Origin of the sequence: Alkalihalobacterium chitinilyticum (assembly GCF_029028005.1) — a bacterium.
Classification (GTDB): Bacteria; Bacillota; Bacilli; order Bacillales; family Bacillaceae_F; genus Alkalihalobacterium; species Alkalihalobacterium chitinilyticum.
Genome location: NZ_JAOTPO010000006.1, coordinates 86,928 through 107,377, shown reverse-complemented (window position 1 = coordinate 107,377; position 20,450 = coordinate 86,928). Strand labels below are relative to the sequence as shown.

Annotated in this window: 18 protein-coding genes, 1 pseudogene and 1 riboswitch; of the genes and pseudogenes, 5 read left to right on the top strand and 14 right to left on the bottom strand. The window is 37.1% G+C overall.

What is annotated here, in order from left to right; translation table 11 throughout:
* Nucleotides 1–18: 18 nt before the first annotated feature.
* On the top strand, nucleotides 19–675 hold the full coding sequence (locus tag N7Z68_RS10525) for a carboxymuconolactone decarboxylase family protein (RefSeq protein WP_275118441.1): 657 nt from the start codon (nucleotides 19–21) through the stop codon (nucleotides 673–675).
* Between the two features lie 116 nt (nucleotides 676–791).
* Here the strand turns inward: N7Z68_RS10525 and N7Z68_RS10520 are convergent, their stop codons facing one another.
* From N7Z68_RS10520 to N7Z68_RS10510, 3 genes and pseudogenes are all read right to left on the bottom strand, one after another.
* A complete protein-coding gene (locus tag N7Z68_RS10520; protein WP_275118440.1) occupies nucleotides 792–2,255 on the bottom strand; it encodes a sigma-54-dependent transcriptional regulator in 1,464 nt (487 codons plus the stop codon).
* A 66-nt stretch (nucleotides 2,256–2,321) separates the two neighbouring features.
* Nucleotides 2,322–3,998 carry an ATP-binding protein gene (locus tag N7Z68_RS10515; protein ID WP_275118439.1) on the bottom strand — a complete coding sequence of 559 codons (1,677 nt, stop codon included), beginning with the start codon at nucleotides 3,996–3,998 and terminating at the stop codon, nucleotides 2,322–2,324.
* Nucleotides 3,999–4,010: 12 nt separating this feature from the next.
* A pseudogene (locus N7Z68_RS10510) lies at nucleotides 4,011–5,164 on the bottom strand (iron-containing alcohol dehydrogenase).
* Nucleotides 5,165–5,322: 158 nt separating this feature from the next.
* Between N7Z68_RS10510 and srtD the strand changes: the two are divergent.
* Nucleotides 5,323–5,898 (top strand): class D sortase, LPxTATN-specific, encoded by a 576-nt coding sequence (gene srtD / locus N7Z68_RS10505; protein WP_275118438.1) that lies wholly within the window; start codon nucleotides 5,323–5,325, stop codon nucleotides 5,896–5,898.
* A 163-nt stretch (nucleotides 5,899–6,061) separates the two neighbouring features.
* Here srtD and sigK read toward each other — a convergent pair whose 3' ends face one another.
* Complete coding sequence (gene sigK / locus N7Z68_RS10500; RefSeq protein WP_275118437.1) at nucleotides 6,062–6,766, bottom strand: RNA polymerase sporulation sigma factor SigK; 705 nt, start codon at nucleotides 6,764–6,766, stop codon at nucleotides 6,062–6,064.
* 520 nt (nucleotides 6,767–7,286) lie between these two features.
* Nucleotides 7,287–7,382: riboswitch (cyclic di-GMP riboswitch) on the top strand.
* 39 nt (nucleotides 7,383–7,421) lie between these two features.
* Between sigK and sinI the strand changes: the two genes are divergently transcribed.
* The gene (sinI, locus tag N7Z68_RS10495; RefSeq protein ID WP_275118436.1) at nucleotides 7,422–7,631 is read left to right on the top strand and encodes an anti-repressor SinI family protein; all 210 of its coding nucleotides are present in this window, start codon (nucleotides 7,422–7,424) and stop codon (nucleotides 7,629–7,631) included.
* A 118-nt stretch (nucleotides 7,632–7,749) separates the two neighbouring features.
* On the opposite strand, the gene N7Z68_RS10490 is transcribed toward sinI, so the two are convergent.
* The 10 genes from N7Z68_RS10490 to N7Z68_RS10445 form a co-directional block, all read right to left on the bottom strand.
* Nucleotides 7,750–8,238: a VanZ family protein gene (locus tag N7Z68_RS10490; protein WP_275118435.1), complete on the bottom strand. Its 489-nt coding sequence runs from the start codon at nucleotides 8,236–8,238 to the stop codon at nucleotides 7,750–7,752.
* 269 nt (nucleotides 8,239–8,507) lie between these two features.
* Nucleotides 8,508–10,319 (bottom strand): ABC transporter ATP-binding protein, encoded by a 1,812-nt coding sequence (locus tag N7Z68_RS10485; protein WP_275118434.1) that lies wholly within the window; start codon nucleotides 10,317–10,319, stop codon nucleotides 8,508–8,510.
* Nucleotides 10,320–10,330: 11 nt separating this feature from the next.
* Nucleotides 10,331–11,500, bottom strand: a complete 1,170-nt coding sequence (locus tag N7Z68_RS10480) for a nucleotidyltransferase domain-containing protein (protein WP_275118433.1) — start codon at nucleotides 11,498–11,500, stop codon at nucleotides 10,331–10,333.
* Nucleotides 11,493–11,972 (bottom strand): lasso peptide biosynthesis B2 protein, encoded by a 480-nt coding sequence (locus tag N7Z68_RS10475; protein WP_275118432.1) that lies wholly within the window; start codon nucleotides 11,970–11,972, stop codon nucleotides 11,493–11,495. Before N7Z68_RS10475 ends, N7Z68_RS10480 begins: the two co-directional genes overlap by 8 nt.
* A 39-nt stretch (nucleotides 11,973–12,011) precedes the next feature.
* Nucleotides 12,012–12,299, bottom strand: coding sequence for a lasso peptide biosynthesis PqqD family chaperone (locus tag N7Z68_RS10470; protein WP_275118431.1), 288 nt, complete (start codon nucleotides 12,297–12,299; stop codon nucleotides 12,012–12,014).
* The gene (locus N7Z68_RS10465; RefSeq protein ID WP_275118430.1) at nucleotides 12,296–13,225 is read right to left on the bottom strand and encodes an aldolase; all 930 of its coding nucleotides are present in this window, start codon (nucleotides 13,223–13,225) and stop codon (nucleotides 12,296–12,298) included. The genes N7Z68_RS10470 and N7Z68_RS10465 overlap by 4 nt, the downstream gene beginning before the upstream one ends.
* Before the next feature lie 151 nt (nucleotides 13,226–13,376).
* Nucleotides 13,377–13,544, bottom strand: a complete 168-nt coding sequence (locus N7Z68_RS24360) for a paeninodin family lasso peptide (RefSeq protein WP_373323127.1) — start codon at nucleotides 13,542–13,544, stop codon at nucleotides 13,377–13,379.
* Nucleotides 13,545–13,562: 18 nt separating this feature from the next.
* Nucleotides 13,563–15,509 (bottom strand): asparagine synthase-related protein, encoded by a 1,947-nt coding sequence (locus tag N7Z68_RS10455; RefSeq protein ID WP_275118429.1) that lies wholly within the window; start codon nucleotides 15,507–15,509, stop codon nucleotides 13,563–13,565.
* Between the two features lie 416 nt (nucleotides 15,510–15,925).
* Entirely contained in the window at nucleotides 15,926–16,081 is a 156-nt protein-coding gene (locus N7Z68_RS10450) for a paeninodin family lasso peptide (protein WP_275118428.1), read from the bottom strand.
* Nucleotides 16,082–16,095: 14 nt separating this feature from the next.
* Nucleotides 16,096–18,036, bottom strand: a complete 1,941-nt coding sequence (locus tag N7Z68_RS10445) for an asparagine synthase-related protein (RefSeq protein ID WP_275118427.1) — start codon at nucleotides 18,034–18,036, stop codon at nucleotides 16,096–16,098.
* A 1,001-nt stretch (nucleotides 18,037–19,037) separates the two neighbouring features.
* Between N7Z68_RS10445 and N7Z68_RS10440 the strand changes: the two genes are divergently transcribed.
* Complete coding sequence (locus tag N7Z68_RS10440; protein ID WP_275118426.1) at nucleotides 19,038–19,562, top strand: right-handed parallel beta-helix repeat-containing protein; 525 nt, start codon at nucleotides 19,038–19,040, stop codon at nucleotides 19,560–19,562.
* Between the two features lie 438 nt (nucleotides 19,563–20,000).
* Nucleotides 20,001–20,429, top strand: coding sequence for a right-handed parallel beta-helix repeat-containing protein (locus tag N7Z68_RS10435; protein WP_275118425.1), 429 nt, complete (start codon nucleotides 20,001–20,003; stop codon nucleotides 20,427–20,429).
* The last annotated feature ends 21 nt before the right edge of the window (nucleotides 20,430–20,450 follow it).

Here is a 20,450-nt window from a genome sequence, read left to right as displayed (position 1 = left end):
TTTTAGGGAGTGATTGTATTGTCAGATAAAGATAGTTTATATAAAAAATCGACGTTTAATCGATTAGGTGAATTAAACCAATATGTACCGGATTCGTTTAAGGCGTTTCTAAACTTTGATCAGCAAGCTTTAGGTAGCGGTGAATTAACGACAAAACAAAAAGAACTTATTGCGGTCGCCATCGCTCATATTACCGGTTGCCCGTATTGCATTGACCTTCATGTGTCTAACAGTAAAAAAGAAGAAGTGACGCTTGAGGAATTAAGCGAATCGATTATGGTCGCAACCGCTCTTAAAGCCGGGTCCGCCCTCGCTCACGGTGTCAATGCACTGAACTCGTATACAGAAGATACAGAAGTGTTATACAAGCAACAATATTTTGGGCGAATTATGGAATTCTCGAAGCTAACAGGTGACTCGTTTGCTGCTTTTATTGACTTTGATCAGAAAGCACTGAAAGACGGAGCATTATCAAGCAAAGAAAAAGAAATAATCGCTGTCGCTTGCGCCCATACGACAGGCTGCCCGTATTGTATCGACCTTCATACAAAGGCAGCAAAAAAAGCAGGTGCGTCACTCAATGAACTCGCCGAGGCTGTTATGGTCGCAACTGCACTTAAAGCCGGATCAGCACTGGCTCACGCTGTCAATATGTTAGAAGCTTATGATGCGTAAGAAATTGCACTAATAGGGGCAATACTGATCAGAAAAAGATAGAGTTATATAAACTCTTAACTAAAAAAATCGCATTGGATCTTGGACCCAATGCGATTTTTCTTGTGCTGCTGAATTTAGCGGATACCGTGCCCTTTTTCGTTTAATATGTAACGAAGTTTTCTAACGGTCGTATTTAGTTTTTTTGACGCTTCTTTTCGGTTCCCCAATGTGTCGCGAAGGGCTTTATAGACAAATGCTTTTTCGACAACTTCCTCTAATTTTTTAATGTTTTCCTTCACTTGCTCTAGGTCGCCTTGTTCCTCTAACAAATCGAGCATCTCACCATTCCACTGTTCTAAAAAGTGTTCCAACTCAGACTTTGAGAAATCTTTAACAACAGAATCGGCAGCTAGTTCCACTTCCTTGCGTTGAATGGGGATTACTTTTTTACGTTCACGGATCGTTACTGGCAAGTAATCTGGCGTAATGATAGTTGTTTCACCTTCTGCTAACGCTACAGCTCGTGTCACGACATTCGACAATTCACGAATATTTCCCGGCCAATGATAGTCTTTCATCATCGCTAGAGATTCGTGTGAGAATTCAATCGCTGGCTGGTTTTCTAGTAACTTCTGAATCAGCAGAGAAAGGTCTTCTTTACGCTCTCGTAAAGGCGGAATTTGTAATTTCACGACATCGAGCCGGTAGAGTAAATCCTCACGAAATGAACGATTACGTACCGCTTCGTGTAAATTTACATGCGACGCTGCCACAATTCTCGCATTTGTTTTTAACGTATGCTCACTGCCAACTCGCATAAACTCTCTCGTTTCTAACACTCGGAGAAGCTTCACTTGAATGGCTGGCGAGGCTTCTGCTATTTCATCTAAAAAGAGCGTACCATGACTGGCCATTTCAAACAGCCCTTTTCGTTGCTGTCCCGCTCCTGTGAACGCCCCTTTTTCATGTCCAAATAATTCACTTTCTAACAACGTTTCCGTTAAAGCCCCACAGTTCAAACCGATAAACGGGTTTTGTACCCGATGACTTGCTTCATGAATAAACCGAGCCAGCACTTCCTTACCTGTACCCGTCTCTCCTTCTAGTAAAATATTTATATTTTTACTCGCAAACTTATAGGCCATCTTAAGCATTGTTTTCATCTCAGTACTGTTTCCTGTGATCATCCCAATTTGTTGAGCCACTTTCTGAATTTCTTCATCTAAAAAAGCACCAGGAACGTGAAGCAAATTGTCCACATGTTTTTCAAGTTCATCAATATCATCAAACGGCTTTTCAATATAATCATTCGCACCGTTTTTAATCGCATCAACAGCCGTCTTAACCGTACTATAACCCGTCATGATAATGACCTTACATGAAGGCGTTTTTTCCTTAATCATTTGTAACACTTGTAAACCGTTCGTATCCGGCATTTTTAAATCGACCATTGCTAGGTGAAAACTTGTTTGACTTAAGTGATTAACGACTTCCTGATAAGTCCGTGCCACACTTACTTCATAGCCTTTTTTCGTAAACAAGTAGCTTAAGAAATTTCCAATTTCGTATTCATCATCAACCACGAGCAGTTTTGTCATTTAAACACTCCTTCCTTTAGGGAGTTGAAGAGCTTTTCAAATTCCTCATCTAATCCTTAAGGATCTTTAATGGCCTTCTTTTTTCAGGGGCACTAATAAAATAAATGTACTTCCCTTTCCTTTTTCACTGTTTACTTCAATGCCGCCGCCATGTTCTTTGGCAATGCCTAAACTAACAGACAAACCTAAACCTGTTCCATTCAACGCATCTTTCGTCGTGTAAAACGGACGGAAAATTTCGTTAATTTCTTCTTCACTAATGCCCACTCCATTGTCTTGTACCGACAAATAAACAAACGTTTCATTTTTGATCTGTTTCATCCCTGTTTGAATTACAATCTCTTTTTCTAGTTGCTCAGTTTCTTCTAAAGCATCTCTTGCATTTAAAATAAAATTAATAACGATTTGTTCGAGCTGTTGTAAATTACCTTCGATCATCGGAAGCGACGGGTCAAGGTCGACACGTAACGATACGCATTGTCGTTCAACCTGATAACGAATTAAGCTCAATACCTCTTCAACGGCTTTTTTGATTTGACACGGCTCAAATTCATATTCATCTTGGCGGGAAAACGTTAATAGATTACGGATGATATTTTTACTTCGCACCCCGCAATTATGAATATCCTTCAATAAATTGTAGGCCGGATCCTGCTCATCAAAATCACGTAAAAGTAATTGACTATTCCCGATAACCGCGGTTAACGGACTATTCAATTCATGTGCTACTCCAGCCGCCATTTCCCCAATGGCAGCCAGTTTACCCGAATGCATCAATTGCGCTTCGGTATATAATTTTTTTGTTACATCTTTCAAGTAAATAATGACACCGTACATTTCTTGGTTTTCATTAAAAACCGGATATGTATAAATATCACAAATTCGATTATGATCTAATCGCGACTGACGAAAAGCAGTTTTCTGCGTCCGGTAGCTTTCACTGACTGGACAGTCAATCGGATCTTGATAATGAATGACTTCATAAGTTTTTCTTCCATACAAGTGATCATCTTCTAATTGAAAAAACGCTTTGACCGAATCATTAAAGCGAATAATCCGGTAATCTAAACCAACAAATAAAATTAAATCTTGAACCGCGCGAAACGTTTCTTCCCATTCTTTTTTTCCGTTTAATACGGCATTATATAACGATGAGTTTTCCATACAAACCGCCATTTGATCGGCTAGTTGTTCAAGAAACGAAAAGTCATCATTCGGGTAATCAATTCTCGTCTTACTGCCAAGACTGAGCACACCAATCACTTGTTTTTTCCGAAAAAGAGGTAAGCAAACAACGGTTTCTATTCCTAAAAGCTTCATTGTATTTTTCTCGACGTCAGATAATTGTCCATACGTTCCATTCACATCATTCATAAGAACCTTCTTTTCATGGATGACTTGATAATACAATGAATTTTTATTTGGCAGGACTTCCCCTACCTTTAAGAAAAATGAATCTTGCGGATACACATTCGTTAAGATTAACTGTTGACCCTCGTAAATCGTGAGACTAATACGATCAAACGTATAAAGCTTTTCAAGTTTTTCCATGATATTTTTCAGAAGTTCATCCATCGTCATGTCAATCGTAAAGCTTTTCGTCACTTCATTAATAATTTCTAGTTTCATGTTCTTCTTTTCGAGCTGCTCAACCATTTTTTTCAGCTCTGTATAGTAATTTCTTTTGGACGATTTAACCCCTGTTAATCTCTCAATCATCATCTGTTTTTCATTGATCGGCATTGGTCATCTCCCCTACATCGCTCGTGAAAAAATGTCCTTTATATCTTTTGTCGTTACATCACGAGGATTCGTAATCATGCATGCATCTTCAAGTGCCATCGTTGCCATTTCGTTCATACTTTCTTCATCTGGTGAATGTAAGCCTAATTCGGAAAATGCTGGGGGGCCCCAACTTCCTTAGTTAGTTGGCGAATGACCTCAATTCCTCTTTTTCCTGCTTCCATCGGCTGAAGTCCTCTCGTATCCACGCCTAGTAATTCAGCAATCTCAACATACCTTTCAGGTTTTGCTAACAAATTAAAGTCCATAACATGAGGTAATAGTATTGAATTCACTTCCCCGTGGGATAATTCATACCGCCCACCAACCGCATGAGAAATCGCATGAACGGCTCCTAATATCGCATTTGAAAATGCTAAGCCCGCTTGAAGACTCGCCATCGCCATCGCATGTTTCGCTTCTTCATTCGACTTGGTCGCTACAGACGGCCGTAAATATTTACTGACTAGCTGAATGGCATTCTTGGCTTGGACATCTGTAAGCGGTGTAGCCGCAATACTTACATACGCTTCAATCGCATGAGTTAACACATCTAGACCCGTCGCTGCCGTTAAACTCGCATCCTTCGTCGCTAAAGTCAGTGGGTCGGTGATCGAGATATCAGGAATAAGCGATTTTGAAATAATCGTCATCTTCTTTTTCTTCTCGGAGTCTACGATGACAGAAAATTGGGAAACTTCAGAGCCTGAACCAGCCGTTGTCGACGCCATTATTGTTGGCGGTAACGGTGCCAACAGCTTGTCTACCCCTTCATAATCATTGATCTTTCCACCATTTGTCGCGACAATTGCTATTGCCTTTGCGACATCTAAGACGCTGCCACCGCCAATGCCAAGCACCGCATCACATTCCGTCTCTGCAAACACTTGAGCCCCGTACGTCACTTCAAAATCTTTCGGATTCGTCGTTAAATTAAAAAAAGTCGAATACTCCAATCCAGCATTCAAACAATTCTCCATCACCAGATCCACCCAACCCGCACGACAAACACCGGTATCACTGACAATCAATATTTTCCTTGCACCCAACCGTAAAAAACTTTCCCCCACATGCTCCAACGCACCCTTACCAAAAATAATTTCAGGAGACATAAATTTATTGATCATTGATTATCAACAACCCATCCTATTAATCTAGAAAAATTTGTAATCGTTTTCATTAGTTTACTATATTTTGGATTTAAGGGACAAGTTTTTATAGCGAAATTCGGTCGACACAGTATAAAATAGAAGTACTTAAACTATTAGTCAGAAGGAAGAGATTTATGAAAGTATTCTCATACATATTTATCATAGCTGGACTAGGATTACTTCTGTTCGGTGGATATCAATATTGGCAAACACAATCAGCTCAAAAAGCCAGTCTTACGTCTGCTTATGAACTTCTCAAAACGTCAGAAACAGCGGATAACGTTCGACCTACCATCGACGACTTTAATCCTGAAGTGGGAGAAACCGTTGGAATATTATCGATACCTGCCATTCATGCAGAACTTCCAATCGTTGAAGGAACAGATGAAGATGAATTAGAAAAAGGTGTCGGTCACTACAAAGGAACAGCTTGGCCAACGCAAAACGATCAAATTGTCTTATCCGGTCACCGAGATACCGTGTTTCGTAGAATGGGCGATCTTGAAATTGGGGATCAATTTATTATTAAACTTCCTTATGGGGAGTTTGCGTATGAGATTGAAGGTACGAAAATCGTGGATGCTGATGATCGAACGATTATAGGCTCAACAGCACCGGATGAAGTACTAGTTGTCACGACGTGTTATCCATTTTCTTATGTAGGCAGTGCACCGGACCGTTATATTATTTATGCGAAACCGATTGATTAAACGTCAAAAGACAGCGCGAGAACGACTATTCTCACGCTGCCTATCTTATATTTATATGGAAACTAGCATTTCGATATACTTTTGGAATGCATGTGAAAAACAATATGGAATTCAACTAAAAGGAAGTATGAGAAGTCACTATTCTCATACTTCCTTTCTCATTCTATACCTGCCCGTTATTTCTCCGGTAAAACTCATGGAACAATTTCATTAAAGCTCGTTTCTCAATCCGAGAAACATAGCTTCGCGAAATATTTAATTCTTTTGCAATTTCACGCTGTGTTCTTTCCTTCATTAAGTCTAAGCCGAACCGCCCGACAATGACTTCTTTTTCACGTTCATCTAGAACGTGGATGTAATCGTAAATTTGTTTCTTTTCCATTTTCAGTTGGATCGTGTCAACGATGTCGTCGGTTTCTTCCTGGAGGACATCAATTAACGTAATTTCGTTTCCTTCCTTATCCGTTCCAATTGGATCATGGAGAGAAACATCCTTTTTTACTTTCTTTAACGCACGAAGGTGCATGAGGATTTCATTTTCAATACACCTTGCTGCATATGTCGCTAATTTCGTTCCTTTACCTTGCGAATAGCTCTCAATCGCCTTAATTAACCCAATCGTACCTATCGAGATCAAGTCTTCGGTATCCTCACGTGTATTTTCAAACTTTTTAACGATATGGGCAACTAATCGTAAATTATGTTCAATGAGGCGATTTCGAGCTTCTTCGTCTCCTTGCTCCATGAGCTGTAAGTACTTTTGCTCCTCTGCTTTCGAAAGCGGTTGCGGGAAGGCATTGTTTTTTACGTACGATACAAAAACAATGACTTCCTTAAAGAAATAGGTGATGGCTGCAAATAATGACACTTCCTCACCCCCATAAGTTTTGATATCTTATGTCTATGTAGGGATGGGCTCGGTCGTGTCTGTACAATTAAAATAAGTTATAGTTTCTTTACAATGAGGTCTTTCCTTATATATTCATTAGGCCTTGTCCATTACTTAACATTCCAATGGTCACACTAAAAAACACACTAGAAACAATAACTTTTTTCCAATTTTTCAGAAAAAAACTTTTGGAAATTTTCGACATTTTTTTTGCCATTTTAACAAGAAATACTATAAAATACGGTTGTAAAATAGTTACAAATAAAGGACTTAAATCCTAATTCAATCTATTTTCACTATATTCATATTGTTAATGTGAGTATTTAGTACTACTAAACTTAAGAACAAACTAGTTTTTTGTTTGAATTTGGACAAAATGGAATCGACATCATTCTACAAAGGAATTTTTATTGATCGTTTATACTAAAAATCAGATCATACATAAGTCATAGATAATCTCAAAAACTATAAAAAATAGTGAAACATTCCCGAAAATATAATCAGAAAAGGGCAAACCTATTGAAAAGTGGGGACGCAAAGTCACAGGTCTAAGGTTGATACTATTATTTTCAATGATGATGGCTGGACTGCCTGAAATGCTATAAAAATTAGTATTTTAGGAGGCAAATAACGTATGGATAACAGTGTTAAAGAGAAGTTGGACCTAGAATGGGTAGACTTAATGAAGGAAGCACTGGAATTGGGATTAAGTAAAAAAGAAATTAGGAGGTTCTTAGTAACGAGTCAAAAGCGCACCGAAGATTCGAAAATGTTTGTCTTGAAAAAAAGACACCCATTTCTCGATCAATTGAGTGAGTACAAGGCAAGAGTTTCTCATATATGACCATTAAACGCCTTGTTGTACCACAGTATCTCGTATACGATGATTTATAAGTGATAAATGATGTAACCAACCATCATTTATCACTTTTTATTTTGAATCATTACGCACTAACAATGAGTCAGAACCTTTCTTCCATGCTTTTTTCCCTTCGACCCTTTGCAGGTAGATTGGATAACCTTCTTAAAAATCCACCAAATCTGGAACTACCATTACGATAGCTCTTTCTAACTATTACCCATAAAACGAAAACGCCAAACATGTTTTTTAAAATATCATCAAACCCAAAAGAACGAAACGGGACAAAGTACTGGTGGACTTCATCAATGACGCTGTACGAAAGAGATATGGCCAAAGCAATAAACTCTTTTGTTCGAGTTAATGGACCGAAAGTTAGCAATGCAAAGATTATAAAGAGGTAGAGCATACCAAATAAAATTAAATGCCCGAGTTCAAGTATGATGCCAACAGCCAAGAGTAAATTGAAGTTTATACTAGGGGCGATTACTTCTAATTGGCTCGGATTTAAACGACTCGATTGTAGCCAGATTAAACAAATATACAGCAATGGCATGGTAAAAAAGAAAAGACGAATAAAAAACAAATACACGGAATTACCTACTTTCATGTGCGGCATTGTGGAACCAAACAACGAATTGAATACTTCTCTCTTGACAGTAATACTAATTATAGAGGAGGTCATACAAATGCTCATATTCTTCAACAAGGTGCAAGTAAAAGTCAAGAAAACCTACCATCGTTGTTTGTATGGGTACAACCTAACACTTTACAAAGATTGCCGAGATTACGAGATGAAAATTAAATTTCTTCATAAAGTTGCGTACCATAAAAGAAAAATAGAAGAAGACACCTGCCAAATTAAGTAGGTGTCTGTGATTGTAAAACTTCCATTTGTTTATTTAAGAGTTTACTAAACATACTTTTTTTCTCTCCAGCAAGTTGGCTAAAGCCACCTTGTTGAATAATCTCACCTTCATCTAGAACAATTACCTGATCAGCATTTCGGATCGTCGATAAGCGATGCGCAATGACGATAATGGTCATACGTCCCTTTAAACGGTCAATGGCTTCTTGAATTTTTGACTCGTTTTCAGTATCAAGTGCACTTGTCGCTTCGTCAAGTACCAGGATTGAAGGTTTTCGTAAAATCGCTCTTGCCAGCACTAAACGTTGACGTTCTCCACCAGATAGGCGAATACCACGATCACCAATAAGAGTGTCCAGGCCGTTTGGAAGCTTTCTCACGAATTCGGCAGCCGATGAAAATTCAAGTGCTTCCCACATTTCCGCTTCCGTTGCATCTGGTACGACCAATTGCAAGTTCTCTCGGATGGATTCATTGAATAAGAATGGATCCTGTGGAACGTAGCTAATAGCTTTTCGTAATGAAATTAAATTTGAATCAGATAACGGAAACCCATCAATTAATATTTGACCTTTTCCAGGTTGATTAAGTCCCATTAACAAATCAATCAATGTACTCTTACCAGCACCAGATGGCCCAACTACTGCCGTCATTTGGTTAGCTGGTATACGAACATTAATATTGTTTAATGCATACTTTGATTCTTTGGTGTTATAGCGAAAAGCTACATTAGAACATTCGATAGCCTGATGTACCTGTAACGGTAATACTTTCGCATTCTCAGCTAACGTAAATTCCCTAGCTTTTTCACACTCTTCTTGCATAGCGATCACAGCTTGCAAAGCAGGGATAGTAGTTGCAATTTGCTCAAGTGAACCTTGAATTCCAGCAACACGTGGCCATAAACGCGAGAAGATGATGATAATCAACATGAGCTGTGCGATTTGAGCATTAAATAAGTTAACCGAAAAATAGATAAACGTTGCGATAAGAACAGCAGATGCGATTTTATAATATAACTGCGATGTAGTCTTTAATCGGGTATATTCAATTTGCTCCTGCTCCATACTTTTAGTAACCATACGATACCAATTCATCCGCGATTCTTCTAACGTATTACTCTTAATATCTTTAATCCCATTAATTTGATCCGTAATACCACCTAAGTATTGTTTTCCTAACGTATAATTCCTACTGCCAAGTTCGAGGGACCGTTTTAGGAACTTTCGATTTAAAAAGACAAGTACAGCCCCGCAAACCAACACGAACGTAGTAATGGTTGGTGAAAGCCAAAAGGCAATCCCAATTTGGATAAACGTAAAAATAAGAGATGATAAAAATTGCAAAAATGAATGTGTCCCAGCACTTGCCCGGGCAATTTCCGCCGTTAATAAATTGATTAAATCCGATTTACGATTTTTAACGAAAAAGCTCCAATTCGCATGAAGGATAGAATCATAGGTTTTTACACGGAGGTACCTAAAAAAACCATGCTGTATAATCGTCCCTTTAATTGTAATTTGTTTTTGCAGGAGGTTTTGACCAATAACAATCAGTACAAAAATGCCTAAAATAATAGGTAACCCAATGTTGCTAGGAATATTTTCAAAAAACTGAAATGCTCCTAGTAATGGTATACCTGTAGTATCGAACTCAACTATGCCACTCATACTAATCAGTGGAATTAACAACAGGATCCCAATTCCGTCTAGCAAACTAATAAAAAGCATCGCCATTAGATTAATATAGAGTGCTTTGCCTGCATAACCATGAATTTTCTTTAAAAAGTAGAAAATATGTTTCAAGATAAGTCCCCCTACGAAATCGCATGCTTTCTTGTTTTTCTCCAAGCCCACAAAAAGGGTCGCAAAGGGAAATACAAGAAGTGAAGTGGCTTCGGTAATGGTAATGTTTCAGCATCTTCTGGGTATGGGTATAAAAAACTTAAGATAAATAGGATTTTCTGCTGATTAGACATTAAAGAGAATAAATGACGTTTATGGTAGTTTGACACCTCTTCAGGGACAGGGTCTGTATGAAGGTTAACCATTCTCTCTAAATAAAAGATGGCTTCCTGAGCTAATCTAGTTGACGGTTGATTGATTAAAGGCTTAAGCTCTTTTGGAACATTTGTTTGAAAAAATTGAGACGATAAGATAACAGCTTGCCCACAGATAGGCTTAGCCTTATATCTTTTCATTAAGTGGTGCAATACTTTCCAATCAATGTCTTTTTGTAAGATCTGATGAATATCCACGAGCCACCGTAATCTCGACCAACCATGTCTAGCTCCATGTAAGACGAGAAAAATAAACAGATCCTCATAGCCAAGCATGTAGATCGGATGGTGTGAGTACTTACTTGTTTGCTTACGGTTCCATAATTCTTGAAAGGTCGGTTCTTTTCCTGGTCCGGGATGAAGTCGCCAATGAATTTCTAGCTTAATTCCTTTTTGAGGGTGGAAATACGTGACATGGTGGTGTCGCCAACGCCAATCTTCTAAAACCGTCTCAATATAATCATCTTTCTCGTAACCAAGCTCAACTAGTAATTGCTCACTCTCTTGTAAACGTTCAATAGGAATGAGGAAGTCCAAATCACTTGATGTTCGTAAAGAGAGATTTCCATAAAGAGAATGAGACAAAACAGGTCCTTTTAGGAAAAGAAGAGGAATACCTTTAATAATAAATAGTTCATTCACTTGTTCCATTTCTGCACTGAGATGCAACATTTGAAATGTATTTCTTTTATAGTACCCATGAATCAGTTGTAGGACATTTGCAGGAACATAATTACTTACTTTCTTTAACTCCGGATATAATACAGGATATAAACGGTGATGCAAAGCTAACTCCACGAATAAGTCCCAATCGATTTTTTCTAATTTGTGTTCATCTAATGAATGTTGTTGATGGCTAAGCATTTGTAACATGACCGATAATTCCTTCGGGATGTCTTGTATATTGAGAGCCTGAATATTATCCATAATGTTCTCCTTTGATCTGACGGGCACTTATTCTTTTGGCAAATTTACTAACGACAGTAAACCTCTCCATCTCTTCGGCTCCAGAAATATAAAATGGACCACTTCTTAACCAAGCATGAGCAATTAATAATCCCCTCTCATCCTTCGCTGTCCCTAAATAAATAGTACTCTCAATTCCTCGTCTTTCAAGCATCTTCATTCCCGCAATTGCTTTAACTAAACATTGGCTCTCCCATAATGTGTATTTACTCATGATGTGTATGGATTGAGAAACAGAAGCAAGTACCCTTTTTTCTTGTTCATTATAATCACGATTTGTTTCTTCCATAGGTAACCCTAAAGTCGGAGCAATTTTAGAAAAAGGAAGTAACTTCATTATCCGTCCCCAACCTAAAAACAGAAATGCCTCGAGAAACATCAGCTTCGTTTTTACGTCTAATTTCACAAAAGCCTTTATTTTTTGTAACATCATACCTGGTCTCCTCTAGTACTCGAACCTATTAATAACATGTTAGTTTACCTGAATTAAATCCTCTTTCGCTAATAAAGTCAGAAAAGAAACGACTTGTTCTTCACATTGGCTATGCTCGACATCATACTCTTTTAGTAGCTTTTCAACAATTTCTTCCACTTTAATAGGGCGTTCAATAAGCTCCCAAATGTCTCCACCTACATCACCCAAGTTAAAATATTTACCTTTATCAATGCTTAACATTACTTTTTCGCCATCCATATCACTTACAATATTTCCTGGGCCTTGATTAACTATAGTACGTAGTCCGATTTGCTTCGTTGTCATATTACGTTTGCCTCCTTTTGAATAGTGTCTAAAATCATCTCGGTTAATGTGTTCGCTGTAAAACGTGATGTCGGTCGTTGGATCTGATAGAACTCTATGTGGTTGACCATCTTAGCGGAAAAGTCGAAGTGCCATTTCATTAACCCGGCACGTTCAATGTAGAAGTTTCGATACGTATTATAAAAAAGTAACTGAAAACGCTGCAGTTTTTGTATAGGTAACAACTGAATTTCATCATTACTGGTTTTGGTTAATTCAAAGATCCCTGCTAGTGGTAAGATTTCATCTACAAATTGATGAACGACAGGTATAGCGAACTTTGTTTCACGATCAACAATAGGTCGGTATTTTCCTGATTCCATACCAAATTCGGTCAAACTCTCTTGCCACAACTTTTGCTGAGGGTAGGCTGGTGTAACATATGGAGTCTGCCCTTTACTTAAAGTCACAGGAATAACATCGTCACTAATTAACTGATAGCCTCTCTTTAAAAAGGCAGAAGCAAGTGTTGACTTACCCGCACCAGAGTCTCCAACAACCGCATAGGCTTTTCCATCAATGGCAATCGCACTACCATGTAACGGCAGGATCCTGCGTTGCATTAATATCCCACCCATGCAGGTTCCCAGTAAGTAAAGCCTGAGAGTATCTTCGTCAACATCGTTCATAGGAGAAACATAAATACGTTTACCCTCTTCTATAAGAAAGATAGCTGTGTTTGGCATATGAAACAATAAGAAATTTTCATAGATTACAAAATATGGATCATAGTCAGGATCGGATAAGTCCTCCCACATTTGTGATAAATCAGCCATCTCAATTGTAATATCAATGTTTTCTCCATTATCAATCACCAATAATTCGCGAAGTGGAATGACACTTGCTATATTAAAACCAAATCCTCTGTAAGTTAGAAAATGATTCATGTTTTTGGTTCCCCCAATTTTTTATTAGCTCAATTAACTATTCTGGAGAACTTCCAAGCTGCTTATTTTTTGATTAGAAATTCTCCAAAACATCCCTTATACTTGCTTAAGGTATAAGGGCTGGTGTCTAAAACTTCTTCAAAAAAGCCTCTTAACTAAAGAGTTGACCATCTCTACAACTTGCATTAGATTGCCCATCATGTGTTTCGCTTTTTCCTTCAGAAACATCAAAACAATCTGGGTTTGCATTGCCTGGTCCATTCATTGTCATACTTACATCAAGAATTTCTAGGTTTGGCTGCTTCCATAATTTTTTCATCTTATCACCTCCTTTCAATTAAAATTTATTCATAAATCGGTAAAGGATTAAGCTACGTGTTAAGATTTTAAAACTATCTTCAAAAACCATTTCTGGACGTGGCTGATTTTCATACTCTTTAACTGCTTCTTTTATTACATTCATGTCTAATAATTCAGACATTCTTGAATCGATACTTAACTGTTTTATTTCACAAATAAAGCTCCCCCAATTAGAAGTCATTCGATGGATTACGTCGGCACCTTGTATTCCTCGACTATTTTGATTAAGTCTCACTTTATCAGGTAAAAGATTTTTCATAGACCTTCGAATTAATGATCGCTCTAACCCACCCGTTACATATTGCTCATCCGGTATAGCTAGACAATAGCGAATTACACGTATATCGTTTGTAGGGTCCCTATCCCAAATCGAATATTTTAAAGACAAGTTGGTTCCTGCCACTCCACTTTTATTCCATGGGAATAACTGGTCGTAATACTTTCTTCTATAACTAGACAAGTCAGTGACAGATCCTCCTTTAGGATTCACACCAAAGGACATTAATTTCTCATAAACTCTCGTTCTCTTAGCTAAATTAGGATTAATAAATGATTGAAATTGATTTCCTTCATCATTCTTTCTCACACTTTGTGCTAATAGAGGAAAAGCTTTTTTAGCTATAAAAGGTACCATTACAGATTTACCTGTTCTAAAATTTTTACAATACGAATCTAATTCATAATTTAAACGAATTAGTTGTAATTTTTTAAGTAGCGTTGAATAGTAATTATATGTTAAGTTTAAAGAACCCCAAGAAATGGAATGGTTCCCTCTCGCACCATTTAATAAAACTTTTATTCCATTTTGCTCAGCAACCTCATAAATACCCTTTAACCAGAAAGTATTTTCTATAAATTTATATGGCATTTCCATTAATTCAAGAAAATCATCTATTACATTCAATGGGCTTTTTCCTTTAAAGTCACAATAGGTGTCTATTATGTTTCCTACGTAGTTTACAGTCTCTTTGATAAATGGTGTTTCATCAGATATATAATAGTTAGGTGTCCAATTTATAAAATTCTCTTCAGGGATATAACTGTACGTATGTATATTTTTATTTTGCTTCTTTAATTCTCTTGCAGCGAAACTTACTACTGAACCCGAGTCCAATCCCCCACTTAAATGAGAACCTACTGAACCATGAGTACGAATACGACATTTGACAGCTTCCTCAAGAACTTCACGAAATGCTTCTTCATATTCTTCATTAGACTTTAGCCTTATTTGTTCACCTGTAAATACCTTACAATATCTTTTTAACGATACTTTTCTATTTTCTACAGTGATACTATGGGATGGCGGTACTTGAAAGACGGATTGATAAACTGTAGTTGACATATCCACCGCTTCGACCATTGAAGGAATAGCTATAAATTCAGCTAACCATTCTTCATTTAATTTTGTACTAATGTAAGGTAGGCTAAATAAAGGTTTTATTGTAGTAGAAAATGCAAACTGATATTCACCATTAACGTAATAAAGTGTTCGTGCCCCAGAAAAATCCCTTGCACCAAACAATTTTTGTTTTTTTTCATCCCAAATCATAAAAGCAAAGTCGCCAATTAAGTGCTTCGGAGCATCTTCCCCCCATTTTTCATAGGCTAATAGAATGAGCTTACTATCTGGAATAGTCTTTTGAACATCGCGATCAATCTGTAGCTTAGAGAATAACTCTTGCCGATTATCAATAATGGCATCAGCAGTTATGACCAATTGTCGATCATAATCATAATAAGGTAGCTTTTCTCCAAGAGACTCTGGAGTAATCCATTGTGCATGGCAGCAAAGAAACACATTATCCTTCAACCATGTATCAATAGCATCAAAGGAATAGTAATTATAGGCACTCATCAGCATGTCTATATATGATTTATCTATAGGTTGATTATTAAGATTAATGACCCCAGTTATAGCACTCATCCTGCTCCTCCATCTAGTCAATATATTTAACTAGTAAAATCAATTAGTTCTTGATAAAGAACAAAAAGTTTAAAAATTAAAAGCTCTTTAAAGCTTTATTAAAATTAGATACCTCAATAATTTAATTCTTTATAACGAACAAATATATATACATAAATTAACACCTAATCAGTAGGAAGTCAATAACATTAACAAATAATTTTTATTAAAGACAGTTTAGTAAATCAAGAGTTGATACTCATCAATCTTCGGCTCAAAATGCGCTCTATAAGTTTTACATTTCAAGCCCAAAATCAACACCAACATTAACAGGCTCAAATATATAAAAGATCCCCCATACTTTACAAGTAAGGTAAGAGGGATCTAGTCATATTAATTTGACTTATGAAGGCTAATAAAATTAAGTATAGTAATACTTAGCTCGTAAAACGATCCCAAGTTTCAGGGTCATTTGGGTCTACACTTTCTCCTGGTACATAAGCTTCATCTGTATAAGGACCATAAACAGTTGATGCCATTGTTTCACTAACATTTAACACTTCTAATTCTGGCTTTTTCCATTCTCTTTTCATGTTGTCACCTCCTTTCAAGCGAATTTTTTTATAAATTTGTGAACGATCAAGCTTCTCATGAGCACCTTACTATCAGGGTTGAGAACATACTCCGGACTAACCCCATTCCTAACACTTTCTAAAGCGCTTTGCACCGTTTCTCGATTTAAATAGTTCATTGATATTTCGTCATTCACAAGCTCATGGAGATCATTCATAAAGCGATCCCATTTGGGCATCAATCGATGAACCCAGTCTGCCCCTTGAACACCTCGAACTTTCTGATTTAATCGAATTTTTTCGGGTAGTAATTGATCCGTTGCCCTGCGAACTAAAGCACGGTCTAGTCCTTTCTGAACATACTGTTCCTCCGGTAGTGATAAACAAAATCGTACGACACGAAGATCATTTGTAGGGTCTCGTTTCCATAATCGATACCGCATCGACAATTTTGCCGCAAGAGTATTACTAGCATTCCAATGAAAATCATCCTCAAAATGACGTACTCTCTGCTCATATATATTTGGTGATGAAAACCACCCCGACTCGTCCATGCCATATTCTTTTAACTTAGAAAATACAGCAATCTTTTCAGCAAAGTCCGGGTTGATTAACATCGGATTTGTGTAACTATGATTCACTGAAAGTCGTTCATTAATAAAAGGAAAAGCAGTTTTGGCAATTAGAGGTAATCTTCTAAACCTAGCTCCACCTAAGTTTTGACTATAATAATTCAACTCTTGCATAAGACGTAACCATCTAAACTTTTTTAATAAAATTGCATAATAATCAATTGCTGCCCCCCAAGAAATAGTCAGGTTACCTCTACCACCATTAAGTAAGAGACCAATATTTTCTTCAGATGCCTTTTCAAACATTCCTTTTAACCAAAACGAATTCTCAAAAAATTTATAAGGCATTTCCATAATGTCAAGGAAATCATCTATTTCTGTATATGGATCTCGACCATCAAAATTGAAATAGTTATCTTTGATCCCTCCAACATGTTGAACAGTAGATCGAATAAACGGTCGTTCATCAGGCATTAGGTGTCTAGGTGTAAAATCATCGAAATCACTTGGTGGAATATAGCTAAAAGTATGTAAGGTTTTTCCTTCCTGACGCAAAGTGTTGGCTGCAAAAGCTACAATGGACCCTGAATCCAGACCTCCACTCAATTGTGCCCCCACTTGAAGATGAGTTCGTAACCGTGAATCAACTGCCTTCTGAAAAATGTCTTGAAAAGCTTCGATGTATTCACCATCTGACCTTAACTTGAGCTTTTCTGAAGTATTAAAATGACAATACTTTTGCAGCTTGGTACCACTTTTCTTAACAGTAATACTGTGGGCGGGTGCTAATTGATGAATATCCCTAAACGGTGTTATAGAAGCATCAGCGGTATCAATCATTCCTGCAATTGCTAGAAATTCAGCAAGCCATTGATCATTTAATACCCCTTTTATCCCTGGTAATGTAAGAAGGGGTTCTATTGTTGAGCAAAAGGCAAACTTTTTTTGATTATATGTATAATAGAGAGTTCTACTTCCTGAGAAGTCTCTTGCTCCAAAAAACATTTGCTTACGTTCATCCCAGATCATAAATGCAAAATCACCTATTAAGTACTTCGGACTATCTTCACCCCATTTATCGTAGGAAAGCAAAATTAAATGGCTATCCGGCATACTTTTTCTATTATCATAAGGCACTTGTAATTTATCAAATAGTTCCTGTCTATTATCAATAATGGCATCTACCGTTATAGCTAACTTTCTATCCCAATCATAGAATGGTAGAGTTTCACCGACTGACTCTGAGGTAATCCACTGAGCATGACATCCTAGAAAAAAGTGTTCGCCAGATAATGTATGGATATGATCAGCAGGGAACTTTGAAAGTTCGCTCATTATCTTTATGCTAGCTTCTTGAGACACAGGTTGATTATTTAAATGGTAGATACCAGCAATAGCACTCATCCGTTTCCTCCATATAAGTTCTGCTATAAATTGCATTTCTTTCTTAATAAAGAACGATTAGATCGAAAATATAAACAGTTACTAATTATAATAGAACTGTTAGCATGGTTTGTATAAACTGAGGTTCTTAATAAAGAACATTATAAGTTTCGACAACTATCATTGTCAACGTTTTTCTTATAATTTTTTAATCTACACAATACTACGACTCAACTGTTAAAAGAGTTTATAAAGTAAGAATTTGATCTATACTGTGATTGACTAAAGACGAAGTTAATTGAAAGGACTGAACAATGAAAAAGATAATACATTTGACTATGGCACTAAGCTTTTCAGTACTTTTTTCCTTTACTATCATGAGGAAGTGCCTTTGAGATCTTTGTCATAAATAACCTCTCTATGAACTCGATATAGAAAGATGGAATATTCATAATGACGGGACCCATCCAAGCGAAACAACTAGGGTTTAATAAAGCGCTCATTTGGGCTAATGAACATGACTACAGTACTTTTAAAGTGCCAAAAGGAACATATCTAATAGATAAAGATAGTTCATCAATATGGTCTCTAATATAAAATTTTTACTAGATGATGAAGCTATCTTGCAAAAGAAACAAATTCCCGCCCTGAATATACGTTACTTCAGTTTGACCTGGCGTGAGAAACATCACCTTGAAAGGTGGTACATATCAAGGTGATAAAACTACCCTTGACTACTCCTCTGGTGGAACGCATGAATATGGTTACGGTATTATTACTAGTGGCGCGAGTGATATTACCATTGACAACACAACAGCATGAGACTTCACCGGTGACGGGTTAGCCATTGGCTCTATGGGAACGTTAATTCAAGGTCTTTATAAACATCATTTTGAAACGGGAAGTATCGAAGAAAAAGGAAACTTGATTAACGACAGAACAAAGTCTAGAATTACATATTTACCAATCGAACACCATTACTTTGAGATTCAAAAAACGTTTCAATTCATCCATCAACAAACATGCCAGAAGAAAGCTATGCATACGTCGCCTATTTTTATCAAGAAGACGGTACATTTTTATCAAAACATAACTCAGCCCATTCAAACACTCCAGTGGGTTGGGGACTTACCCCTATTCAAAAAAAAGCAGACTACATGCAAGTCGTGTTTCCTCTTACTGATGTACCTGACGACATTTATCTAGAATACTGGATGCAAGGCGTTTCCCATAATATTACGGTTAAAAACTCAGAGTTTGCTCATAATCGTCGGCAAGGAGTTACAATAGGTGGGGCTCACGATGTACTCATTGCTAATAGTGCCTTTCATCATATGGGGGGTGCTGCTCCCGAATTAGGTATTGACCTAGAGGCTGGGTATAACTTAAACCATAACATTCATATAAAAGAAAACCATTTCTATGATAATGCAAGGTATGACTTAATATTGTATGATGGCAGAAATGCGATAGTTGAGAATAACCACTTTGCCTCTACTAGAGCAATAGGCTTAGCCATATCTGAACCCTTTAAATATGAGAAATAGTAAATAACCATTTCGATGAAACAAATATTTTTACCTACAATTATGCAAACTTTCAAGGAAACCAAATGAATGACGAGCTAGCTGCTTTCATCGGTCATGATCTAACAGTCAATGATATGGATTTTACGGATAGCCTTGTCAATTTAGCCAGCTCAAAACCATCTGGTAGGTCTCAAACACTGCTGTCAATAATACCAAGATACAACATACTCAATTTGAAATTAATAAAATTCCATTACGTTTAAAGAACGTGACAATAACTGGAGAAGCTGCCCTTGATAGCTCTTCTGGTAATGCGAGTAACGGTAGTATTTTTGAAAACATTGAAGTTATTGGTTATAACCGAACGCAACTGGTACTTATAAGGATTGCAAGTTCATTGCTACTGAAAACGAAACTGTTAATGGATCCCTCGCCGTCAACAACTCTGGAGAATACATGTTTGAAAACTGTATCTTTGAGTCTAGACATGGTGGTTTTAGTATTAATAGTGTTCATGGTATCCCCGATCAAGTTACTATTACCAACTCTGAATTTAATGCATTAGGTGATACGCATGCAATTACTATAACATCGGCTAATAAAGTCTTATTAGAAAATAACCACATTAATGCAGACCATATGGAACGTTCCGAATTAGCAATACTCAGAGTAGGCTCCTATTGGACAAAAAATGAACCCTATGAAGTAAAAGAACTAACGATAAGAAAAAATACTATTAGATCGAATATTGAAAACAAAGGGATTTCAACGATTTATTCCGGTAAAAATGCCCCGCCCTATACCATCGAAGACAATAGACTCTATAATGTCATTCTTGAATTAAAGGAGAATGATTTAAGTACAGACACGTATTCTCAAAAGTAACTAGCAAAAAGGCTGCTGATT